This is a genomic window from Saccharothrix sp. NPDC042600 (assembly GCF_040647305.1).
In the GTDB taxonomy this organism is placed as follows: domain Bacteria; phylum Actinomycetota; class Actinomycetes; order Mycobacteriales; family Pseudonocardiaceae; genus Actinosynnema; species Actinosynnema mutabilis.
In genome coordinates this window covers 1-21,601 of the sequence record NZ_JBEZBW010000044.1, presented here as the reverse complement: position 1 = coordinate 21,601, position 21,601 = coordinate 1, and the positions used below count along the sequence as shown (strand labels likewise).

The 21,601-nt window shown below is 72.8% G+C and carries 18 protein-coding genes and 1 pseudogene; 9 read left to right on the top strand and 10 right to left on the bottom strand.

The genetic code is table 11. The annotated features are described in order from the left end of the window. Nucleotides 1–242: 242 nt before the first annotated feature. Together AB0A74_RS24435 and AB0A74_RS24430 are read right to left on the bottom strand one after the other, a co-directional pair. Complete coding sequence (locus tag AB0A74_RS24435; protein WP_358252818.1) at nt 243–488, bottom strand: acyl-CoA carboxylase subunit epsilon; 246 nt, start codon at nt 486–488, stop codon at nt 243–245. Continuing rightward, nucleotides 485–2,116 carry an acyl-CoA carboxylase subunit beta gene (locus tag AB0A74_RS24430; protein ID WP_358252817.1) on the bottom strand — a complete coding sequence of 544 codons (1,632 nt, stop codon included), beginning with the start codon at nt 2,114–2,116 and terminating at the stop codon, nt 485–487. Before AB0A74_RS24430 ends, AB0A74_RS24435 begins: the two co-directional genes overlap by 4 nt. 171 nt (nt 2,117–2,287) lie before the next feature. Here AB0A74_RS24430 and AB0A74_RS24425 point away from each other — a divergent pair, with 171 nt between their 5' ends. From AB0A74_RS24425 to AB0A74_RS24390, 8 genes and pseudogenes are all read left to right on the top strand, one after another. Continuing rightward, nucleotides 2,288–3,109 (top strand): biotin--[acetyl-CoA-carboxylase] ligase, encoded by an 822-nt coding sequence (locus AB0A74_RS24425; RefSeq protein ID WP_358252815.1) that lies wholly within the window; start codon nt 2,288–2,290, stop codon nt 3,107–3,109. A gap of 31 nt (nt 3,110–3,140) precedes the next feature. After that, entirely contained in the window at nt 3,141–3,662 is a 522-nt protein-coding gene (locus tag AB0A74_RS24420; RefSeq protein WP_358252813.1) for a PH domain-containing protein, read from the top strand. Continuing rightward, nucleotides 3,649–4,578, top strand: coding sequence for a hydroxymethylglutaryl-CoA lyase (locus AB0A74_RS24415; protein WP_358252812.1), 930 nt, complete (start codon nt 3,649–3,651; stop codon nt 4,576–4,578). Before AB0A74_RS24420 ends, AB0A74_RS24415 begins: the two co-directional genes overlap by 14 nt. Continuing rightward, entirely contained in the window at nt 4,575–5,123 is a 549-nt protein-coding gene (locus AB0A74_RS24410) for a GNAT family N-acetyltransferase (protein WP_358252810.1), read from the top strand. The genes AB0A74_RS24415 and AB0A74_RS24410 overlap by 4 nt, the downstream gene beginning before the upstream one ends. Nucleotides 5,124–5,218: 95 nt before the next feature. Then, the gene (locus AB0A74_RS24405; RefSeq protein WP_358252808.1) at nt 5,219–5,677 is read left to right on the top strand and encodes a YbaB/EbfC family nucleoid-associated protein; all 459 of its coding nucleotides are present in this window, start codon (nt 5,219–5,221) and stop codon (nt 5,675–5,677) included. Then, a complete protein-coding gene (locus AB0A74_RS24400; RefSeq protein WP_358252806.1) occupies nt 5,674–5,982 on the top strand; it encodes a hypothetical protein in 309 nt (102 codons plus the stop codon). Before AB0A74_RS24405 ends, AB0A74_RS24400 begins: the two co-directional genes overlap by 4 nt. Nucleotides 5,983–5,993: 11 nt before the next feature. Then, nucleotides 5,994–8,714, top strand: a complete 2,721-nt coding sequence (locus AB0A74_RS24395) for a TNT domain-containing protein (RefSeq protein ID WP_358252804.1) — start codon at nt 5,994–5,996, stop codon at nt 8,712–8,714. Continuing rightward, nucleotides 8,711–8,959: pseudogene (locus tag AB0A74_RS24390) on the top strand (hypothetical protein); the annotation flags it as partial. The gene AB0A74_RS24395 and the pseudogene AB0A74_RS24390, both read left to right, overlap by 4 nt. Nucleotides 8,960–9,101: 142 nt before the next feature. Here AB0A74_RS24390 and AB0A74_RS24385 read toward each other — a convergent pair. From AB0A74_RS24385 to AB0A74_RS24350, 8 genes are all read right to left on the bottom strand, one after another. Further along, nucleotides 9,102–10,376 (bottom strand): ATP-binding protein, encoded by a 1,275-nt coding sequence (locus AB0A74_RS24385; protein ID WP_358252802.1) that lies wholly within the window; start codon nt 10,374–10,376, stop codon nt 9,102–9,104. Beyond that, nucleotides 10,376–11,041 (bottom strand): response regulator transcription factor, encoded by a 666-nt coding sequence (locus AB0A74_RS24380; protein WP_358252888.1) that lies wholly within the window; start codon nt 11,039–11,041, stop codon nt 10,376–10,378. Before AB0A74_RS24380 ends, AB0A74_RS24385 begins: the two co-directional genes overlap by 1 nt. Before the next feature lie 703 nt (nt 11,042–11,744). Continuing rightward, entirely contained in the window at nt 11,745–13,013 is a 1,269-nt protein-coding gene (locus AB0A74_RS24375; protein ID WP_358252800.1) for an amidohydrolase, read from the bottom strand. Further along, on the bottom strand, nt 13,010–14,176 hold the full coding sequence (locus tag AB0A74_RS24370; RefSeq protein ID WP_358252799.1) for a M20 family metallopeptidase: 1,167 nt from the start codon (nt 14,174–14,176) through the stop codon (nt 13,010–13,012). The genes AB0A74_RS24375 and AB0A74_RS24370 overlap by 4 nt, the downstream gene beginning before the upstream one ends. A 266-nt stretch (nt 14,177–14,442) precedes the next feature. Then, nucleotides 14,443–14,727 carry a hypothetical protein gene (locus AB0A74_RS24365; protein WP_343940054.1) on the bottom strand — a complete coding sequence of 95 codons (285 nt, stop codon included), beginning with the start codon at nt 14,725–14,727 and terminating at the stop codon, nt 14,443–14,445. 31 nt (nt 14,728–14,758) lie between these two features. Continuing rightward, a complete protein-coding gene (meaB, locus tag AB0A74_RS24360; protein ID WP_358252797.1) occupies nt 14,759–15,772 on the bottom strand; it encodes a methylmalonyl Co-A mutase-associated GTPase MeaB in 1,014 nt (337 codons plus the stop codon). Next, nucleotides 15,765–17,936 (bottom strand): methylmalonyl-CoA mutase, encoded by a 2,172-nt coding sequence (gene scpA / locus AB0A74_RS24355; RefSeq protein WP_358252795.1) that lies wholly within the window; start codon nt 17,934–17,936, stop codon nt 15,765–15,767. Before scpA ends, meaB begins: the two co-directional genes overlap by 8 nt. After that, entirely contained in the window at nt 17,933–19,702 is a 1,770-nt protein-coding gene (locus AB0A74_RS24350; RefSeq protein WP_358252886.1) for a methylmalonyl-CoA mutase family protein, read from the bottom strand. The genes scpA and AB0A74_RS24350 overlap by 4 nt, the downstream gene beginning before the upstream one ends. A gap of 121 nt (nt 19,703–19,823) precedes the next feature. Here AB0A74_RS24350 and AB0A74_RS24345 point away from each other — a divergent pair, with 121 nt between their 5' ends. Continuing rightward, nucleotides 19,824–21,461 (top strand): serine/threonine-protein kinase, encoded by a 1,638-nt coding sequence (locus AB0A74_RS24345; protein ID WP_358252793.1) that lies wholly within the window; start codon nt 19,824–19,826, stop codon nt 21,459–21,461. Nucleotides 21,462–21,601 lie beyond the last annotated feature (140 nt).

Here is a 21,601-nt window from a genome sequence, read left to right as displayed (position 1 = left end):
AAAAGCGGCGCTCGCCGCGCGGCAGGCCCCCGGGGGTGGAAGGGCGTCGGTTCGTTCCCCGTACGGCCTGCCGGAGGCAACCACCCTTCAGCCTTCTTTGCAACCGGTAAAGCGTGGTTGCAAAGAAGGCTGAAGCGCGGTTGGGCTGCGCCCAGGCCGTACGGGGAACGAACCGAGGCCCTTCCTGTGGCTGATAGCCCATTGAAGAGCGCGCGCCTGCGGCGCGGGTGTTGGCCTTGTGTTCAGCTGGGTAGGGCGGAGGTGCGCCAGGCTCCTGGGCCGTGCGGTAGGGGGCGGCGGGTCAGGCGGGTTGGGTCGGACCACGCCGAGCGGCGTGGGGGTTCCTCTTCCGTCTGGGGTGTGCCCAGGGTGGTCACCACGGCCGTGAGGGCCGCCAGTTCCTCGTCCGTCGGGGTGCCCCGGACAACGCGCAGGTAGGGGCGGTTCGACTCGGTCTCGGGGTGCACAGCGGCCTCCGGCTCGGTCACAGCGGGATGTTCCCGTGCTTCTTGGGCGGCAGGGTTTCGCGCTTGTCCCGCAGCATGGACAGCGCGCGGGCCACGTAGGAGCGCGTGTACGACGGCGGGATCACACTGTCGATGTAACCACGTTCCGCGGCCACGTAGGGGTTGCACAGCGTGTCTTCGTACTCCTGCTGCAACTGCGCCCGCAGCGCCTCGACGTCCTGGCCCTCGGCCGCGGCGGTGGCGAGGGTCTTGCGGTGCACGATGTTCGCCGCGCCCTGCGCGCCCATGACCGCGATCTGCGCCGTCGGCCACGCCAGGTTGATGTCCGCGCCTAGGTGCTTGGAGCCCATGACGTCGTACGCGCCGCCGTACGCCTTGCGGGTGATCACGGTGACCAGCGGGACGGTGGCCTCCGCGTAGGCGTAGATCAGCTTCGCGCCGCGCCGGATGATGCCGTTCCACTCCTGGTCGGTGCCGGGCAGGAAGCCGGGCACGTCCACGAAGGTCAGCACCGGGATGTTGAACGCGTCGCACGTGCGCACGAACCGCGCCGCCTTCTCCGAGGCGTCGATGTCCAGGCAGCCCGCGTACTGGGTCGGCTGGTTGGCCACCACGCCGACCGAGTGGCCGTCCACGCGGCCGAAGCCGACCAGGATGTTCGGCGCGAACAGCGGCTGGACCTCCAGGAACTCGCCCTCGTCCAGCACGCGGGTGATGACCTCGTGCATGTCGTAGGGCTGGTTCGCCGAGTCCGGGATCAGGGTGTCCAGCTCGCGGTCCTCGTCGGTGATCGAGTCCTCGACCGACCCGTGGACCACGTCGTCGGGCGCCTCGAAGACCGGCGGCTCGGACATGTTGTTCGCGGGCAGGTAGGACAGCAGCTCCTTGACGTAGGAGATGGCGTCCTCCTCGTCCGAGCCGAGGTAGTGCGCGTTGCCGGACTTGGTGTTGTGGGTGCGCCCGCCGCCCAGCTCCTCGAAGCCCACGTCCTCGCCGGTGACGGTCTTGATCACGTCCGGGCCGGTGATGAACATGTGCGAGGTCTGGTCGACCATCACGACGAAGTCGGTCAGCGCCGGCGAGTACACGTGCCCGCCCGCGTTCGCGCCCATGATCAGCGAGATCTGCGGGACGACGCCGGACGCGGCCACGTTGCGGCGGAAGATCTCGCCGTAGAGGCCGAGCGAGACGACACCCTCCTGGATGCGCGCGCCACCGCCCTCGTTGATTCCCACGATCGGGCGACCCGTCTTGATGGCCAGGTCCATGACCTTGACGATCTTCTCGCCGTAGACCTCGCCGAGCGAGCCGCCGAACACGGTCACGTCCTGGCTGAACACGCACACCGGGCGGCCGTCCACGGTGCCGTACCCGGTCACGACGCCGTCGCCGTACGGGCGGTTGCGCTCCTGGCCGAAGTTGGTCGAGCGGTGCCGGGCCAGCTCGTCCAGCTCGACGAACGAACCGGGGTCGAGCAGCAGCTCGATCCGTTCGCGGGCGGTCTTCTTGCCCTTGGCGTGCTGCTTCTCCACCGCCCGCGCGGACCCTGCGTGCACGGCCTCGTCGTTGCGGCGGTACAGGTCGGCCAGCTTGCCGGCCGTGGTGTGGACGTCCGGCTCCTCGCCGATGGGGGCGGTCGCACTGCTCATGAACGGGCAGCTTAACCAGACCGGGCACGTGAGGTACCCGTGAGTAGCCCAGCTCACTGGAAGGGGCTTGACCTCTACCGCGCTGGAGGTTGCAGGCTTGATCACAGGCGACCCGCCCCGCCTCCACACCGCTCCGACAGCGCGCGGGGCGGGTCGCCGTCGCCGCAGGCGATGCGGTCCAACACAGTCGCTCCTAGGCTGCACTGCGTGAGCACGCCACTTGATGCCGGAGTCCTCCGCGAACGGCTCGTCGGCACCCATTTCGCCAAGCTCGACGTCGTCGCCTCTACGGGGTCCACGAATGCCGACCTGCGGACCGAGAAGGTCGATCGTGCGGTGTTGATCGCCGAAGAGCAGACTGCCGGCCAAGGGCGGCGGGGGCGGTCGTGGACGTCGCCTGGTGGTGGGCTTTACCTGAGTGTGCTTTTTCGGCCCGAAGGGGTTCCGGCTCAGCGGTTGCCGTGGTTGACGTTGATCGCCGGGGTCGCTCTGGTGCGCACGGCCGCGTCGGTGGGGGTCCAGGCCTCCCTCAAGTGGCCGAACGACCTGCTCGTCGGTGACCGCAAGGCCGCCGGCGTGTTGGCCGAGATCACCGCCGACCACTCCGTCGTCGTCGGCATCGGGCTGAACGTGGGCGAGCTGCCCGAGGGCATCGAGCCGGGTGCGGGTGGGCTGGAGCCGACCAGTCTCGCCGAGCACGCCGGCCGGCCGCTGGAGCGCACCGAGGTCGCCACCACCCTGCTCGACGAGCTGGCCCACCTCGAACGGGCCTGGCGCGACGCCCAGGGCGACCCGCACGCCTCCGGCCTGTACGACGAGTACGTCCGCGAGTGCTCCACGCTGGGCCGCCGGGTGCGGGTGGACCTGTCCGAGGGGCAACTCTCCGGCACCGCCCAGGACCTGGAGGTGGACGGCACCCTGGTGGTCCGCGACGACCACGGCGTCGACCACCCGGTTTCCGCCGGGGACGTGGTGCACCTCCGGGTACGGTGAGGGCCACCAGCGCTGACGCGAAAGGACCGCCGTGGCCTACCCGGACGACCTGCTCAGCCCCGGCGAGCACGTCGTGCTCCACAAGCACCCGCACTGGAAGGTGCTGGTCCCGCCGGTCCTCGCGCTCGTGGTCGTGGTCGCGGCGGTGGTCGCCCTGGCCGTGCTGACGGACTTCGGGCAGGTCGCCTGGCTGGTCGTCGGCGTCCTGGCGCTGGCGGTGGTCGTCTGGTCGACGCTCGTGCCCGTGGTGCGGTGGCGCACCACGCACTTCATCGTCACCAGCGACCGCGTGATGTACCGGGAAGGCGTCCTCAAGCGCACCGGGCTGGACATCCCGCTCAGCCGCATCAGCAGCGTCCGGTTCGCGCAAGGCCTGCCGGACCGGGCGCTGGGCTGCGGCACGCTGGTGGTGGAGTCCTCGTCCGACGAGCCGCTGGAGTTCGACGACATCCCGGGCGTGGAGAAGGTGCACTCCCTGCTCTACCGGGGGATCAACGACAACCCGGACGACGATGTCCAGCCGGGGGAAAGGGTCGGCGATGGGCGCGCGTGAGGTCGGTCTGCCGGACCGGGTCGGCGGCGACGGGCTGCCGGAGAGCGTGACGATCTGGGAGGTCGGTCCCCGCGACGGGCTCCAGAACGAGAGCTCCGTGGTGCCGGTGGAGGTGAAGCTGGAGTTCCTCGACCGGCTCGCCGACGCGGGCGGGAAGGTCCTGGAGGCGACCAGTTTCGTGCACCCCAAGTGGGTGCCGCAGCTGGCCGACGCCGAGGAGCTGCTCGCGGGCCTGGACCGCCGGGACGGCGTGAGCTACCCGGTGCTGGTGCCCAACGAGCGCGGCCTGGACCGGGCGTTGAAGGCGGGCGTCGAGCACATCGCGATCTTCGCCTCCGCCACGGAGACGTTCGCCCGCAAGAACCTCAACTCGTCGCTGGACGAGCAGTTCGCGATGTTCGACCCGGTGGTGGCGCGGGCGAAGGCCGAGGGCCTGAAGGTGCGCGGGTACGTGTCCATGTGCTTCGGCGACCCGTGGGAAGGGGCTGTGCCGCGCGAGCAGGTCGTGGGCGTGGGCAAGCGCTTGCTGGACATGGGCTGCGACCAGCTCTCCCTGGGCGACACGATCGGCGTCGCCACGCCCGGCCAGGTCACGGCGCTGATCCGCGGCTTCGACCGGGTGGACCAGCTCGCCGTGCACTTCCACGACACCTACGGCCAGGCGTTGTCCAACACCTACGCGGCGCTGCTGGCGGGCGTGCGGACGGTGGACTCGTCGGCGGGCGGCCTCGGCGGGTGCCCGTACGCGGAGTCCGCGACCGGCAACCTGGCCACCGAGGACCTGGTGTGGATGCTCGACGGCCTGGGCGTCGCCCACGGCGTGGACCTGGACAAGCTGTGCGACACCAGCGCCTGGATGGCGGGCAAGCTGGGCCGCCCGAGTCCGTCCCGGGTGGTGCGGGCGCTGCGCGGATGAAGGCCGTCGAGCTGACCGCGGACACCTGGCCGCTGCTGGTCGAGCTGTTCGGCCCCAACGGCGCGGTCACCGGGTGCTGGTGCACGTTCTTCCTGCGCGACCGCGCCGAGTGGCGGGCCGGGCGGGGCGACGGCAACCGCGAGTTCCTCCGGTCCCGGCTCGGCGACCCGCTCGGGGTGCTCGCGGTGGAGGACGACACCGCGCTGGGCTGGGTCGCCGTCGCGCCCCGGCCCCACTACCCGCGACTGGCGACCATGAAGGCGGCGGCCGGGGAATTCCCGCCCGACACGTGGTCGGTGACGTGCTTCTTCATCCACCGCACGGCGCGCCGGCGTGGGGTGGGGAAGTTCCTGCTGGAGGAAGCGGTCGCGTTCGCGGCCGGGCGCGGCGCGAAGCACGTCGAGGGCTACCCGGTGGACACCGGCGGGGCGAAGAAGGGGTCCGGCGACCTGTACCACGGCACGCTGGGCATGTTCACCGACGCCGGGTTCGGTCTGGTGGAGCGCAAGGGCCCGAACCGGGCGCTGGTCCGGCGAGCGGTCTGAATTTCCGCCACCACGGCGGGAACCGCGGTAGGGGTCGTAACGTCCAACGCGCGACCGACGACCATGCCCGGCGACGGCGCAGACCGGAGGTGGCCGTGACGACCGATCACCGAGCCCAGGTGGACGAACTGCTGGCGGACTACCGCCGCAGCCGGGACCAGCTCGCGTCCGTGCAGCGCGACCTGGCGAAGGTGAGCGCGTCCGCGACCAGCCCGGACGGTTCGGTCACGGCGACCGTCGGCGCGCAGGGCACGCTGACCGACCTGGAGCTGACCGACGCCGCCTACCGGTTGCGGCCCGCGCAGCTCGCCCAGGTGATCGTGCGGACCACCCAGGACGCCGCCGCCAAGGCCGCCGAGCGGACCTACCGGGCGATGGCGCCGGTGCTGCCCGCCGGGACCGACCCCGAAGCGCTCGTGCGCGGCACCGCGGACCTCCGCCCGGAGGAGATCGCGCCGCCCGCGCCGAAGCGGCCCCGCCGGGTCGTCGAGGACGACGAGGACTTCGAGCAGCGCGACTGGCTGAACGTCGAGACCACCGGGGGACCCAGATGAGCGGTTTCGAGACCGACCTCGCGAAGCTGACCGCCGGCGCGACGGACTTCGGCGCGTTCGCCGAGCGGGCCGGGACGATCTTCGGCGACCTCGGCGGCGTGCTCGACTCGCTCGGCGCGTGCTGGGGCTCCGACGCCATCGGGCAGAGCTTCGCCTCCTCGCACGTCCAGCCGGCCACCGACGCCCTGAGCCGCTTGGGCGGCCTCGGCCGCGAGTTCGGCGGCATCGGCGAACGCCTCACCGAGACCGCCCGCACCTACCGCGCGGCGGAAGACGGCACCAGCACCTCCTTCGGCGCGATCTAAAGGGGCAGGGGATGGGGATCGAGCTGCCGGCCGAGCTGGCCGAGGTCGCCGCCAAAGCGGGCGTGACCTGGCCGCAGGCCGACGAGGACGCGCTGCGCTCGTCCGCCGGCGCGTGGCGCGAGGCGGGCACCAGGCTCTCCGCGCTGGCCGGCGAGTCCGACGGGGCGGCGTCCCGGGCGCTGGCCGGCCTGACCGGCGAGACCGGCGACGCGGCCCGCCGCCACTGGACGAAGTTCACCGGCCCGGACGGCAAGCTCGACGAGGCCGTGCGCGGCTGCAACGCCGCCGCCGACCGGCTCGACCACGCGGCCCAGCAGGTGGGCGCGGCCAAGGTCGAGCTGGTGCGGGAACTGGTCAACCTGGCCAAGAACAACGACGCGGCCAACCAGGCCGCCGCGGCCGGCCACCCGACGGCGTTGCTGGGCCTGGACACGGCCGTGCGGGGCGCGGCGGCCAACGTCGCGCACCTGACGGACACGCTGACCAGCGCGGTCCGCCTGGACAGCGGCGTCCAGATCGGCGGCCGACCCCTGGTGGACGTGAACCCCGGCGTGCACGGCCCGGCTCCGACCGGTCCCGGCGACGGCGCGGCGGTGCCCGGGAACGGTCCGGCCGACGGACGCGCTCCCGGCACTTCGGGTGGTGCGCCCGGTGGCGCTCCGGGTGGTCTGCTCGGCGGTGGCCTGCTCGGCGGTGGCCTGCTCGGCGGACAGCCCGGCCAGGGCGGCTTGCTCGGCGGCATCCTCGACGGCGGCCAGAACCAGGCGCAACAGCCGGTCGCACCGGGTCAGGCCCAGCCGGGCCAGGGCCAGCCGGGTCAGGCCCAGCCGGGTGCCGGACAGGGCGGTGGACTCCTCGGCCGGGTGGTCGAGACGGTCGCCGCGCCCGTGGCCGCGGTCGTGGACCCGGTGCTCGACACGACCGGCAAGGTCGTGCACGGCGCGGTGGAGGTCGTGGGCGACACGACGCAGGGCGTGACGGACACGGTCGGCCGGACCGTGCAGGGGGCGGCGGACGTGCTGCCCGGCGGTCCGCCCGGTCACGACGGTCCGCAGGGTCGCCCCGACGCGCCCGGACGCCCGCAGGTCGTGCCGGGCTTGGTGGAGCAGGTCGCTTCGCCGGTGCTCGGCGGTGGCCCGGCCCAGCCGGTCGTGGAGACGGTCGGTCGTACGGCGGACACCGTGACGCAGTCGGCGGCGGCGGTCCTGGAGCGGCCCCTGTTGCCGACGGAGACGCCCCACGCGCCTGCCCAGCCGACGGGTCCGACGCCGAACACCCCTCAGGGACCCGGTGTGGGTGGTCCCGGCGGCGGTGGCCTCGGTGGTCCCGGCGGCGGTCTGGGCGGCGGCGGTCTGGGCGGCGGCGGTCTGGGCGGCGGTGGCGTGGGTGGCGGCGTGTCCGCTCCGGCCGCCGGTGCCGCGGCGAGCGGTGCGGCGGCGGGCGCGGCGGCGACCCAGGCCCCGGCGGCCGGTCAGGCCCAGAGTCAGGCCCAGAATCAGGCGCAGAGTCAGGCGGCCCAGCAGGCGGCACGCGCAGGCCAGCCGACCGCCACCGGCCCGACCACCGGCAGCCCCACCACCGGCACTCCCACCACCGGCGGCCCCTCGGCAGGCAGCCCGACCGCGGGCGGCTCGGCCGGTGCGGCTCAAACGGGCCAGGGTGCGGGCCAGGGGCAGACCGCGGCGCAGAACCAAGGCGGCCAGAGCACCCAGTCCGGCCAGAACCAGAGCAGCCAGAACCAGTCCGGCCAGAACCAGGGCGGGCAGAACCAGTCCGGGCAGCCCAAGGACGGTGTCGCCCCCAAGGACCCGGCCAAGGACGCCGCCAAGGCCGCCGAGCAGGCCGCCTACGGGCTCGCCGTCCTCCCGCTGGCCCGCGACCTCCTCGTCCGCGGTGGCCAGGCGCAGGCGTTCCTGCCGGGTTGGGTGCCCGGCCAGGCGGCGACCGGCGGCCCGGCCCACGGGTACGTCGGCACCGGTCCCGCGGCGGGCGGGGTGTCGTTCGGCTCGATGTCCGGTGTGCTCGGGACCGGTCCGGCCGTCTCGGTGGAGCTGCCCGGCGCACCGCAGCGGGCCGCCCAGACCGCCGAACCCGGTGACGAGTCGGTCGCGCTCTTCCTGCTGCACATGTTCCCCGGCGGCACCCTGCCGCCCGCCCGGCGCACGCCGGCCCGGCAGTTGCCGACGCCGTCCGAGGAGCAGGAGTTCGCCTCGGGTCTGCGGTTCGAGCCGCAGGGCCACCCCGACGGCGACCTGGTCGACGCGTCCGCCCGCCCGCTGCCGAGGTTCGCGCACGGCCCGGCCGCCGAGCCCGACCCGGCGCTGCTGGACGGCTACGACCCGTTGGCCGGCATGCACGAACGCGACTGGGACCGCCGGTTCCTGGTCCGCGCCGACCCGCCCGAGTACGCGTGGCCGCCCGGTGAGCTGTTCCCCGAGGGCGGGTACGAGGCCGGGCAGCCCGGTGTGCTCGCGGTGGGCGTCGAGCTGGACCGGTTCGGCACGCCCGAGGGCCGGGTGCTGTCCGAGCTGGGCACGCCCTTCGCCGAGCGCTCCCTGCCGCCCGCCGCGCTGGACGCCGGGTACCACCGGTACCGGGTGGTCCGGGAGCTGCCGGTGTGGTTCACGCTGTCCGCCGAGTGGTTCGGGCAGCGCGGCGGCGGGGTGCGGTACCGGACGACCCACGCGGTGGCCGAGCTGGTCGCCTTCGGCTACCTGGAGGAGGTCCGATGAACGCCGAGTCCGTGCAGGGCTGGCTGTTGGCGGTGGGCGTGCCCGCGGAGGTCGTGTCGATCGGGGCCGAGGCGGACAACACGTGGTGCCTGGTCCGCGACGACGAGGGCTTCGAGGTCTTCTGGCGCGAACAGGGCAACCGCTACGACTGGGCCCGGTTCACCAGCGAGGACGTCGCCTGCCACTACCTGTTCGGCCGCCTGGTGTGGGCGCAGGTGGTGCGCGGCGCGGTCGGCCTCCTCCCCCAACCCGACCGGACCGGCGAACCGGAGCCGGCCGAGCAGGCGGACCGGACCCAACCGGTGCCCGCCGCGACCGCCGCCGGCACCCCGGAAGCCGGCACACCCGCCGACTCCGCCACACCCGCCACGTCCGGCGAGTCGTCGGCTAGCGGGGCGTGAGGTCGGAGCGCCAGGTCACGCCCACCACGTCGTCGGCCTTGGGCACCGGCAGGTAGACCGCGAAGGTCGCGGGTCGGGCGGTGGACAGTTCGAGTCGTCCGCCGTCCGCGTCCACCAGCGCCCGGGCCAGGGCCAGGCCCACGCCGGTGGACCCGCCGCCGGACACGCCGCGTTCGAAGATGTGCCCGGCCAGCTCGTCCGGCACGCCCGCGCCGCCATCGGCGACCTCGACCACCACGGTCCCCTCGTCGCGGCGCGCGGACACGACCACCTGGCCCTGGCCGTGCCGCAGGGCGTTGTCCAGCAGCACCCCGATGGCCTCCCGCAGCCGCGCCGGCGTCGCCCGCGCCAGCAAGCCCTCCGGCACCCGGACCCGCAGCGCGCGCCCGTCGCCGCGCAGCGGTTCCCGCCACTCCTCGGCGATCGCGGTCAGCGCGGTCCGCAGGTCCAGCGGTTCCGCGCCGACCGCCCGCGCCGCGCGGGCCGCCGCCAGCAGCTCGTCGAGCACCTCCGCCAACCGCTCCGCCTGCTCCAGCGCCGCCCGCGCCTCCGCCGCCGTGTCCGGCTCCGGGTGCACCGACAGCGCCTCCAACCGCAGTTGCAACGCCGTCAACCGGCTGCGCAACTGGTGCGACACGTCGCCGACCAGCTCCCGTTCCCGCTGCACCAGCAACGCCAGCGCCCCGGCGGACCGGTCCAGCGCCTCGGCGACCAGGTCCAGCTCCTCGACCCCGTGCCGCCGGTCGTCGCGCCGGAAGTCCCCCGCGCCCAACCGGGCCGCCCGCACCGCCACGTGCCGCAGGGGGGCGGCGAGCTTGCGGGCGGTCACGGTGGCGACGACCGTGCCCGTGCCCACCGACAGCACCACGAGCAGCACGACCAGCGCCGCCACCTGGTACTGGGAGGTGTGCATCGGCCCCGACGGGATCTCCAGCCGCACGGTCCCCTGTTGCGCGATCGGTATCTCCACCGACAACGGGTCCGCGCCCGGCGAGGTCCCCAGCTCCTTGCGCCCGCCGGCGGAGGTCACCACCAGGTGGCCGCCCTCCGGCACGCCCACCTCGACCGGCGCGAGGTCGATCGGCTGGCCGGTCGCGATCTGGTCGTCGATCAACGCGGCGATCCGCTGCGCCCGCACCGACAGGTCGCCGCGCGCCCCGTCCTCGACCAGCCGCAGGGCGGTGTACCCGAGGGGGATGCCGAGCGCGAACCCGGTGACGGCGACGGCGAGCAGGATGGCCCGCAGTATGCGGCGGCGCATCAGTCAGCGGTGTTGAACCGGAAACCGACACCGCGCACGGTCGCGATCCGCCGCTCGACGGACCGCACGTCCCCGAGCTTCCGCCGCAACCACGACATGTGCATGTCGAGCGTCTTGCTGCTCTTCAGCTCGGGGTCGTTCCAGACCTCGGACAGGATCTCGTCCCGGTGCACCACCTGCCCGGCCCGCTGGATCAGCACACGCAGCAGCTCGAACTCCTTGTTCGCCAACTGCACCTCCTGCCCGTCCACGGTGACCCGCCGGGCCGCGAGGTCCATGCGCACCCCGTTGACCTCCAACGTCCCCGGCGCACGCCGGCGCAGCAGGGCGCGGATGCGGGCCATCAGCTCGGCCAACCGGAACGGCTTGGCCACGTAGTCGTCCGCACCCGCGTCCAGGCCGACGACGAAGTCGACCTCGTCGGAACGCGCGGTGAGCATCAACACGGGCACCCCACGCCCACCGGCCCGCAGCCGACGGCACACCTCCAGCCCGTCCATGCCGGGCAACCCGAGGTCGAGCACCAGCAGGTCCACACCGCCCTGCGCGGTGGCCTCCAACGCGCCGGGCCCGTCCCCGACGACCTGCACCTGGTACCCCTCACGCTGGAGGGCACGCGACAACGGCTCGGCGATAGCCGGGTCGTCCTCGGCCAACAAGACCACGCTCACACACTCCAGCGTAGGCGCAAGCCCTCCCCCCAAGCCCTCACGCCGCCCGCCCCACGGATGCCACTCGTCGGCTTTCGGGGCGCGCAGCGCCTCGCTTCCGGGGCGCGCAGCGCCCCCGCTTTTGGCTTTTCCGTCCTCCCCGTACGGCCTGCCCGAAGGGCTACCACAGATTTCCCCGGGTGCAGCCGAAATTTTTGTGAGGAACGAGCAAAAATTTTAGCGGCACCCGGGGGAATCTGTGGTTGGCTCCGCCAGGCCGTACGGGGAGGACGGAAAAGCCCCGCTTTTGCTTTTCCTCCCCGGGGGCCTGCCCGCCGGCGAGGCGCTTTTGATCTTTTCGAGAGCTTCAAGCAACGCGCTCCGCGCTCTCAAGACGAACGCGCGGAGCGCTTTCAAGACGAACGCGCAGAGCGCTCGCAAGACGAACGCGCGGAGCGCTCTAAAGATAAAAGCGCCTCGCCGGCAGGCAGGCCCCCGGGGGAGGAAGAGCGTCGGTTCGTCCCCCGCACGACCTGCCGGAGGCAACCACAGATCGCCGGGGTCGGCCAAAAAACTTTCGCTCGTTCCTCGCAAAACTTTTTCAGGCCGACCCCGACGATCTGTGGTTGGGCTGCGCCCAGGCCGTACGGGGGACGAACCGAAGCCCTTCCTTTGGCTCAACAGCCAAAAGGAAAAGCAACTGCGGCTGCGCCTTGCGTCAGGCGAGTGCGGCGAGAGCGGCGTGGACCATGACCCGGACGCCGACTAGCAGGGCCCGTTCGTCCAGGTCGAACCCGGGCTGGTGCAGGTCGCGCTGCTTCTCCACCCCGTTCCACACGCCCAACCGCGCGAACGACCCCGGCACGTGCTCCAGGTACCACCCGAAGTCCTCGCCACCCGACGACTGCTCGGTGCCGGCCAGCGCGTCCTCGCCCAACGCCGCCTCGATGCCGGCCCGGAGCAACATGGTCGACTCGCGGTCGTTCACCACCGGCGGCACGCCGCGGCGGTGGTGCAGGTCGAACCCGACACCGGTCGGGGCCAGCAGCGCGCCGGTCAGCTCCTTGATCAACGGCTCCAGCTCGGCCCAGATGTCCCGGTCGCCGGTCCGCAGGGTCCCGCGCAGGACGCCGTCCTGCGGCACCGCGTTGGCGGCCTCGCCGGCGTGCACGGCACCCCAGACCAGCACCGTCCCCGAACGGGGGTCCACCCGCCGCGACAGCAGCGTCGGCAGCCCCGTGATGACCGTGCCCAGCGCGTGGACCAGGTCCGCCGTCAGGTGCGGACGGGACGTGTGCCCGCCGGGGGACGTCAGGCGGAGTTCCAGCAGGTCGCTGGCGGAGGTGATGGCGCCGATGCGGGTGCCGATGCGGCCCACCGGGAGCCTCGGGTCGCAGTGCAGGCCGAAGATGCGCTCCACGCCGTCCAGGCCGCCGGCGGCCAGCACGTCCAGCGCCCCGCCGGGCATGACCTCCTCCGCCGGCTGGAACACCAGGCGCACCCGTCCGGGCAGCTCGGTGGCCGAGGCCAGCGCCAGGGCCGCACCCAGCAGGATCGTCGTGTGGGCGTCGTGACCGCACGCGTGCGCCACACCGTCCACAGTGGACGCGTAGGGCGCGCCGGTGTTCTCGGTGACCGGCAGCGCGTCGATGTCGGCGCGCAGGGCCACGCAGCGCGGGCCGTTGCCGACGTCGCAGACCAGGCCGGTGCCGCCGGGCAGGACGCGGGGCTTGAGGCCCGCCGAGCGCAGGACGTCCGAGATCAGCTCGGTGGTCGCGAACTCCTTGCGGGACAGCTCCGGGTGCGCGTGGATGTGGCGGCGCCAGGCCACCACCTCGGACGCGTTGGCGGTGAGCCAGTCGTCCAGCCACGAGGGGCCGCGCCCCGCTCCCGGATCTTCCACAGGGGCAATGCTGACCCCGCGTTCCGTCAACAGCACCTCGGAGCCCTCCTCACCCGGCGGCAGGCGCGAGTCGAGAACCGTCATGCCGCACCGCCCAGCAGCCGGGCCCGCTGCGCGTCGTCGGACGCCGCGGCGATCGTTGTCCAGGCCAGGGCGAGTGCCCCGTCGAGCACGGCTCGGTCGGCCGAAGCCGAGGCACAGGCGGTCGCGAACTCGATTTGGTGGTTCACCGCGTCTCCGCAGTCGATGGCGATGGTCGGGTGGATGGCCGGCAGCGCGCGGGTGATGTTGCCCATGTCGGTGCTGCCGATCTTGTGGCCGCGTTCTTCCTCCGCGCTGAGCGGCGTGCGGCCGAGTGCGGTGACCGCGCGCCGGTAGGCGTCGGCCAGCCAGGGGTCCGGGGTGAGTTCGGCGTACACGGGCGAGACCTTGACGACCTCGTGCGTGCACCCGGTGGCCAGGGCGCCGGCCTCGAAGCAGCGGTTGATGCGCTGCTCCAGGCGGTGCAGGGACTCCATGTCCTCCGCCCGCAGGTCGAACATGGCCGACGTGCGGTCGGGGACGACGTTGGGGACCGTGCCGCCGCGCGTGACGATGCCGCTGACCATCTGGCCGGGCTCCAGGTGCTGGCGGGCGAGCCCGATGGCGACCTGGGCGACGGTGATGGCGTCGGCGGCGTTCACGCCCAGGTGGGGCGCGGCGGCGGCGTGCGAGGGACGGCCGCTGTAGTGGACCTCGACGTCGGTGATGGCCAGCGAGCGGGCGGCGATGGCCTCGTACGGAGCGGGGTGGACCATCATCGACAGCGAGACGTCGTCGAACACCCCGCGCTCCAGCATGAGCACCTTGCCGCCGCCGACCTCCTCGGCGGGCGTGCCGATCACCCGGACCGTCAGGCCCAGCTCGTCGGCCACGTCCCGCAGCGCCAGGGCGGCCCCGGCGGACGCGGCGGCGATGACGTTGTGCCCGCAAGCATGTCCGACCTCGGGCAGCGCGTCGTACTCCGCGCACAGACCGAGCACGAGGTCGCCGGAGCCGAACGAGGCCGTGAACGCGGTGTCCAGGTCGGCCACGCCGCGCTCGACCTCGAAGCCCTCGGCGGCGAGCAGGTCGGCCACCTTGGCGGCGCTGCGGTGCTCGGCGAAGGCCGGCTCGGGTTCGGCGTGGATGCTGCGCGAGAGCCCTACCAGCGCATTCGAGTACCGCTCGACGGCCGAGCGCGTTCTCACCTCGAAGTCGGTACCCATTTGCGTCCATCCTGCATCACGTGTCGGCAGGCCGTGGGCCGACGACGTCGATCAACGCCGGCCGGTCGCGCGGCTGCGCCAAGCGGTGCGCGGGATTCGGTCAGACCGATCAAGTCCGCGCAGGCGCTCCTACAGCAGGAGACCATATAACGACCGGCGTGTCCCAACTATTGGGATACAGCCGCACCCCAGCCGCCTGCGACCGGACCGCGACCCGACCTCCGTGCGGTCGGGTCCCGCGCCGTTGCGCGGAGGACGACGAGCGGTCAGCCCTTCTTGGCCTTCCGCCACTTGTCCCACCGCTTCTTGTTACGCCAGTAAACGAGGGCGAACAGCACCAGCGCGATACCACCGATCCACAACTTCCTGCGCGTCTCGGGGTTCACGCCGGTGTCGGGTTGCTGCGGCGCGTTGATGTCCGGCCCAGGTGAGACCGTGTCGGTCGGCTGGACGGCGGCGACGTGCACGTGGTCTGTGGCGTTCGCCACTCCCGTCACGGTGAAGGCTCCGGCCAGCACGACGAGGCACACCGCGAGCACAGATCGCCACATGGTCACCAAGACTAGCCGATGGTTACCTCGGTCAGCGGTCGTCCAAACCGGTGTGGTCTTCACGGGCGGTGAAGGCGGCGAGGATGCGTTCGGCGGCCAGCGTGGCGGTCAGCTCACCGTCGCGCACCTGCCGCTCCAGCTCCGGGACCAGCGCTTTCACCGCCGGATTCGTGCGCAGGCCGGTCAACAGCTGGTCGTTGACCATCGCCCACGTCCACTCGACCTGCTGACGCCGCCGCCGCTCGGCCAGCTCTCCGGCGTCCCGCAGCGCGGTCTGGTGCTGCACGACCTGCTGCCAGACGGTGTCCAGCCCGGCCCCGGTGAGCCCGCTGCACGTCAGCACGGGCGGGTTCCACACGGCGTCCGGCGCGCGCAGCAACCGCAGCGCGCCCGCCAGCTCCCGGGCCGCCTTGCGCGCGTCCTGCTCGAACGGCCCGTCCGCCTTGTTCACCGCGATCACGTCGGCCAGCTCCAGCACGCCCTTCTTGATGCCCTGGAGCTGGTCGCCGGTGCGCGCGAGGGTCAGGAACAGCGAGCAGTCGGTCATGTTGGCCACGGCCACCTCGGACTGCCCGACGCCGACGGTCTCCACCAGCACCACGTCGAACCCGGCCGCCTCGACCAGCACGATCGTCTCGCGGGTCGCCTTGGCCACGCCGCCCAGCGTCCCGGAGGTCGGGGACGGCCGGATGAACGCCGCCGGGTCCACGGCCAGCCGCGCCATGCGGGTCTTGTCGCCCAGGATCGAGCCGCCGGTGCGGGTGGACGACGGGTCCACGGCCAGCACCGCGACCCGGTGGCCCCGCTCGGTCAGCATCGACCCGAACGCGTCGATGAACGTCGACTTGCCCACCCCCGGCACGCCGGTGATGCCGATCCGGTGCGCGCCGCCGGAGGCCGGCAGCAGCTCCACCAGCAGTTCCTGCGCGAGCCGGCGGTGGTCTGCGCGGGTGGACTCGACCAGCGTGATGGCGCGGGCCAGCGTGCCGCGGTCGCCGGCGAGCACGCCCTTGGCGTACTCGCCGACGTCGAGCGGCCTAGGCATGCCCGAGCTGCGCCGACAGCTTCTTCAGCAGGTCACCTGCCGCGTCGGCGATGACCGTGCCGGGCGGGAAGATCGCCGCCGCGCCCGCCGCGCGCAGGTCGTCGAAGTCCTGCGGCGGGATGACGCCGCCGACCACGATCATGATGTCCTCGCGGCCCAGCTCGGCCAGCGCCGAGCGCAGCGCGGGCACCAGCGTGAGGTGCCCGGCGGCCAGCGAGGACACGCCGACGATGTGGACGTCCGCCTCGACGGCCTGGCGGGCGACCTCGTCCGGCGTCTGGAACAGCGGGCCGACGTCGACGTCGAAGCCGAGGTCGGCGAACGCGGTCGCGATGACCTTCTGGCCGCGGTCGTGGCCGTCCTGGCCCATCTTGGCGACCAGGATGCGCGGGCGGCGGCCCTCCGCCTCCGCGAACTCCTCGACCACCCGCCGGGTGGCGTCGACGTTGGACACCGAACCGACCTCCTCGCGGTAGACGCCGGTGATGGTGCGGATCTGCGCCGAGTGCCGGCCCCACACCTTGCCCAGGGCCTCGGAGATCTCGCCGACGGTGGCCTTGGCGCGGGCCGCGTCGATGGCCAGCTCCAGGAGGTTGCCGTCCGCGCCCGCCGCGTTGGTGAGCGCGTTGAGCGCACTGTCCACAGCGGACTGGTCGCGCTCCTCCCGCAGGCGCTGGAGCTTCGCGAGCTGCTGGGCGCGCACACCGGCGTTGTCGACCTTGAGCACCTCGATCTGCTCGTCGAACTCCACCTGGTACTTGTTCACGCCGATCACCGGCTGGCGGCCGGAGTCGATGCGCGCCTGGGTGCGGGCCGCGGCCTCCTCGATGCGCAGCTTCGGGATGCCCGCGTCGATCGCCTGCGCCATGCCGCCGGCGGCCTCGACCTCGGTGATGTGCGCCCACGCGCGGTGCGCGAGGTCGTGGGTCAGGCGCTCGACGAACGCGCTGCCGCCCCACGGGTCGATCACGCGGGTGGTGCCGGACTCCTGCTGGAGCAGCAACTGGGTGTTGCGGGCGATGCGCGCGGAGAAGTCCGTGGGCAGCGCCAGCGCCTCGTCCAGCGCGTTGGTGTGCAGGGACTGGGTGTGGCCCTGGGTGGCGGCCATCGCCTCCACGCACGTGCGGGCCACGTTGTTGAACACGTCCTGCGCGGTCAGCGACCAGCCGGAGGTCTGGCAGTGCGTGCGCAGGCTCAGCGACTTCGGCGACTTCGGGTCGAACCCCTTGACCAGCTTCGCCCACAACAGGCGAGCGGCCCTCATCTTGGCCACTTCCATGAAGAAGTTCATGCCGATGGCCCAGAAGAACGACAGGCGCGGGGCGAACGCGTCGATGTCCAGGCCCGCGTCCCGGCCCGCCCGCAGGTACTCCACGCCGTCCGCGAGCGTGTAGGCCAGCTCCAGGTCGGCCGTCGCGCCGGCCTCCTGCATGTGGTAGCCGGAGATCGAGATGGAGTTGAACTTCGGCATCTTCCGCGAGGTGAACGAGAAGATGTCCGAGATGATCCGCATCGACGGCCGCGGCGGGTAGATGTAGGTGTTGCGGACCATGAACTCCTTGAGGATGTCGTTCTGGATCGTCCCCGCGAGCTGGTCCGGCGCCACCCCCTGCTCCTCCGCCGCCACGACGTAGAGCGCGAGCACGGGCAGCACCGCGCCGTTCATCGTCATGGACACCGACATCTTGTCCAGCGGGATGCCGTCGAACAGCTGGCGCATGTCGTAGATCGAGTCGATCGCCACGCCCGCCATGCCGACGTCACCGGCCACGCGCGGGTGGTCGGAGTCGTAGCCGCGGTGGGTGGCCAGGTCGAACGCCACCGACAGGCCCTTCTGCCCGGCCGCGAGGTTGCGGCGGTAGAAGGCGTTGGACTCCTCGGCCGTGGAGAAGCCCGCGTACTGGCGGATCGTCCACGGCTGGTTGACGTACATCGTCGGGTACGGGCCGCGCAGGAACGGCGCGATGCCCGGGTAGGTCCGCAGGAAGTCCAGGCCCTCGGTGTCGGCCGCGGTGTAGACGGGTTTGACGCCGATGCCCTCCGGCGTCTCCCACACCAGGGCGTCCGGGCCCTTGCCGGTGGTCTGGTGCAGCGCCTCCTGCCACTGCTCGGCGGTGGCCGCGGTGGGCTCGCCCAGCTCGACGTCGGCGAAGTTCGGGATCATCGCTGTACTCCGAGGAACTCGAAGGTGTGCTCCAGCACCCGCAGCGCCGGACAACCGGTGTAGACGTACTCGTCGATTCGCGCGTCGGACTTCTTGCCCGCCAGGAGCACCCGCTCGGCGCCCGCCGCGCGCAGGGCGTCCGCGACCGGGGCGGCCAGTTCGGCGTAGCTGGTCTCGCTGCCCGCCAGGCAGGCGATCCGGGCCCCGCTCGCCTTGAAAGCGTTCACCACGTCCTCGACGGTCCTGGTCGCGCCCGCCGCCGGGGTCTCGATGCCACCCGCCTGGAACAGGTTCGCGGCGAACGTGGCGCGCGCGGTGTGCGCGGCGACCGGGCCCAGCGTGGCCAGGAAGACCTTCGGCCGTTCCGGCGCGGCGTCGGCGGCGTCCCGCAGCGCCTCGTAGGCCTGCGCGTACCGGATGCGCGGGAGACCGCCGGACGGCTCCTCGGGGGCCTTCTCGCGCTGGACGGGCTGTTCGGTGAGGTTCGGGAACTCGCTGACGCCGGTGATGGCGTCGGTGCGGTCGGCGAGGTTCTCGGACCGCTTCGCCCAGGTCTCGGCGATCTTGTCGGTGACCAGCGGGAACGCGGTCGGGAGCCCGCCCGCGGCCTCGATCTCGCGGAACCACGCCCAGGCCGCGTGCGCCAGGTCGTCGGTCAGCTTCTCCACGTACCAGGAGCCGCCGGCCGGGTCGATCACGCCCGCCACCCGCGACTCCTCCAGCAGCAGCGACTGGGTGTTGCGGGCGATGCGGCGGGCGAAGTCGTCGGGCAGGCCGATCGCGTGGTCGAACGGCAGCACGGTCACCGAGTCCGCGCCGCCCACGCCCGCGCCGAACGCGGCGACCGTGGTGCGCAGCATGTTCACCCACGGGTCGCGGCGGGTCATCATCGCGGGCGAGGTGACCGCGTGCTGGACCTGCGGGGCCGGCGCGCCGGCGACCTCCGTGACCCGCGCCCACAGCCGGCGCGCGGCCCGGAACTTCGCGATGGTGAGGAACTGGTCGGCGGTCGCCGCGTACCGGAACTCCAGCAGCCGCACCGCGTTCTGCGGCGTGAGGCCCAGGTCGGTCAGCGCCCGCAGGTAGGCCACGCCCGCCGCGAGCGAGGCGCCGAGTTCCTGCGCGTCCGAGCCGCCGGCCTCGTGGAAGGGCAGGCCGTCGACCACGACCACGCGCAGGTCGGGGAAGTTTTTGGCCTTCTCGACCAGGTCTCGGAGGGCTTCCAGGTCGGCGGGCTCACCGGTGCGGGCCTGGACGCCGATCGGGTCCGCGCCGACGTTGCCCCGGACCTGGCTCGCCAGCACCGGGCGCTGGTCCCAGATCCGCAGCATCTCCAGGCCGGTGGCGCGGAAGTCCGCGCCCGCGTCCACGACGACCGGGGCGAGGTCGAGGTAGACCTCGGCGAGGACGTCGTCCAGCTCGTCCTTGGGCGTCTTCAGCCAGAGGGACGTGACGCCGTTCTCCAGGTCGGCCACGACCGCGTTGCGGTCGGCGACCCGGTGCAGCTGCCGGACGTCCCAGCCCTCGACCGCGCCCTGCGGCTTGCCGCCCCGGGTGAACGGGGCCAGGCCGGGGAAGCCGGCGGGCGGCGCGGTGTCGTCGGCGGTGTAGAGGGGTTGGAGGCGGATGCCGTCGTAGGTGGTGGTCACCAGGGAGTCGAAGGCCGCGCCCGACTTGCGGAGCACGCCCTGGACCAGTTCCAGCCACTGCTCCCGGTCGGGCGCAGGGAATTCGGCGGCCAGCGCCAGTTCGCCAGTCGGCTCCATCATGCTCCGCAGTGTTACTCAGCAGTAGTGCGGCGGCTATGTGAGGTTCACCGCCGTGAACGATGCAGTCGTGTCTACCAGTGTGTCCTTGTACGCGCCTTGAGCGGTGAACAATGGCCTGGTGGAAACCGAGCGCCTGATCGCCGGCCGCTACCGCCTGCACCACGTCCTGGGCCGCGGCTCCATGGGCACCGTGTGGGCCGCGCACGACGAGGTGCTGCGCCGGGACGTCGCCGTGAAGGAGGTCCTGGTGCCGCCGGGCACCCCGGACACCGAGGCGGAGCTGTTGCGCGAACGCACCCTGCGGGAGGCGCGCTCGGTCGCGCAGCTGGCTCACCCGAACGTGGTGACGCTCTACGACGTGCAGCAGGTCGACGGCGACCCGTACGTGGTGATGGAACTGGTGCCGTCGGAGTCGCTCGCGGACGTGGTGCGGCGGCGCGGTCCGCTGTCCGCCGTGCAGGGCGCGGTCGTCGCGGACGCCGTGGCGGCCGCCCTGGAGGCCGCGCACCGGGCCGGGATCACGCACCGGGACGTGAAGCCGGGCAACGTGCTCGTCGCCGACGACGGCCGGGTGAAGCTGACCGACTTCGGCATCGCGCGCAACGTCGCCGAAGCCACCCTGACCAGCCGGGGCATCACGCTGGGGACGCCCGCGTTCATCGCGCCGGAGGTGGCGGCGGGTGGCGCGGTGTCGCCGGCGGCGGACCAGTGGTCGTTGGGCGCTTCGCTGTTCGCGGCGATGACCGGGCAGCAGCCGTACGAGGGCGCGAACGTGCTGCAGACCATCAACCAGGTCGTGCACGGCGAGGTGCCGTCGGCGGAGGTGTGCGGGGAACTCGCGCCGGTCGTGGCGGGGCTGATGACGAAGGACCCGGCCGAGCGCATGCCGTTGTCCGAGGTGCGCCGCTTCGTGCGGCACCTGTTGCCGGACCCGGGCACCGACGTGTTCCCGGCGTCCGAGGAGACCCGCCCGGTGGTGGAGATCGTCCGCCCGCCGCTGGTCAAGACGCCCGTGCCGGGCGACACCCCGCTGGCCGCCGACCCCGGTCCGCTGCCGTTCACGCACACCCTGCCCGCGCGGCGGACGCCGTTCTGGGTGGTGGGGGTGTTCGCGGTGGTGTTGTTCCTGATCGGCGGCAGCGCGGGGTTCGCGATCACGCGCACCCTGGCCGGCGCGACCCTGCTGCCGCCGCCGGACGTGCCGGGGCCGTCCCTGCCGGCGATCTCCTCGACGGTGTCGCTGCGGCCCACCACGGCGTCGGCGGCGACGGCGAAGGGCGAGCAGGGGGCGGAGTTCACCATCGACGTCGGGGCGGACTGGACGAGCTTCCTGGAGCAGCGCACGAACAAGGGGCTGGTGCCGAGCACGGTCGTGCACCTGGTCGCGCCGACCGGGGTGTACGAGGTGACGGTGCAGCGGTTCGCGGACTTCTACCCGAAGCGGAAGATCACGGACTACCTGCAGCTGGTGCGATCGCGGTGGGCGGAGGACACGTACTTCGGCGAGGTGGTGGAACAGGCGCCGCCGTTGCCGGTCGGGGGGCCGGAGGAGGCGGTGCAGTTCAGCTACCGGACGGTGGAGCGGGCGATCGTGCCGGACGGGCGGGAGGAGCCGCTGCGGCGTTCGCGGTACTCGCGCGTGCTGCCCCGGGGGACGGACCTGTGGGTGGTGGAGGTCGTGTTCCCGACGGAGCAGGAGGAGACCGGCCGCGACACGCTGTTCAACCCGATCGCGCAAACCTTCACGGTCTCCTGACCCCACCCCGCACACAGCCACCTCGCACACAGCCACCCGCCGCCACACCACACACCGCCGCCGGCAAGCCGCGCACGCCGCCGGCCCAACGCGCACGCCGCCGGCAAGCCGCCCACGCCGCCGGCCCAACGCGCACGCCG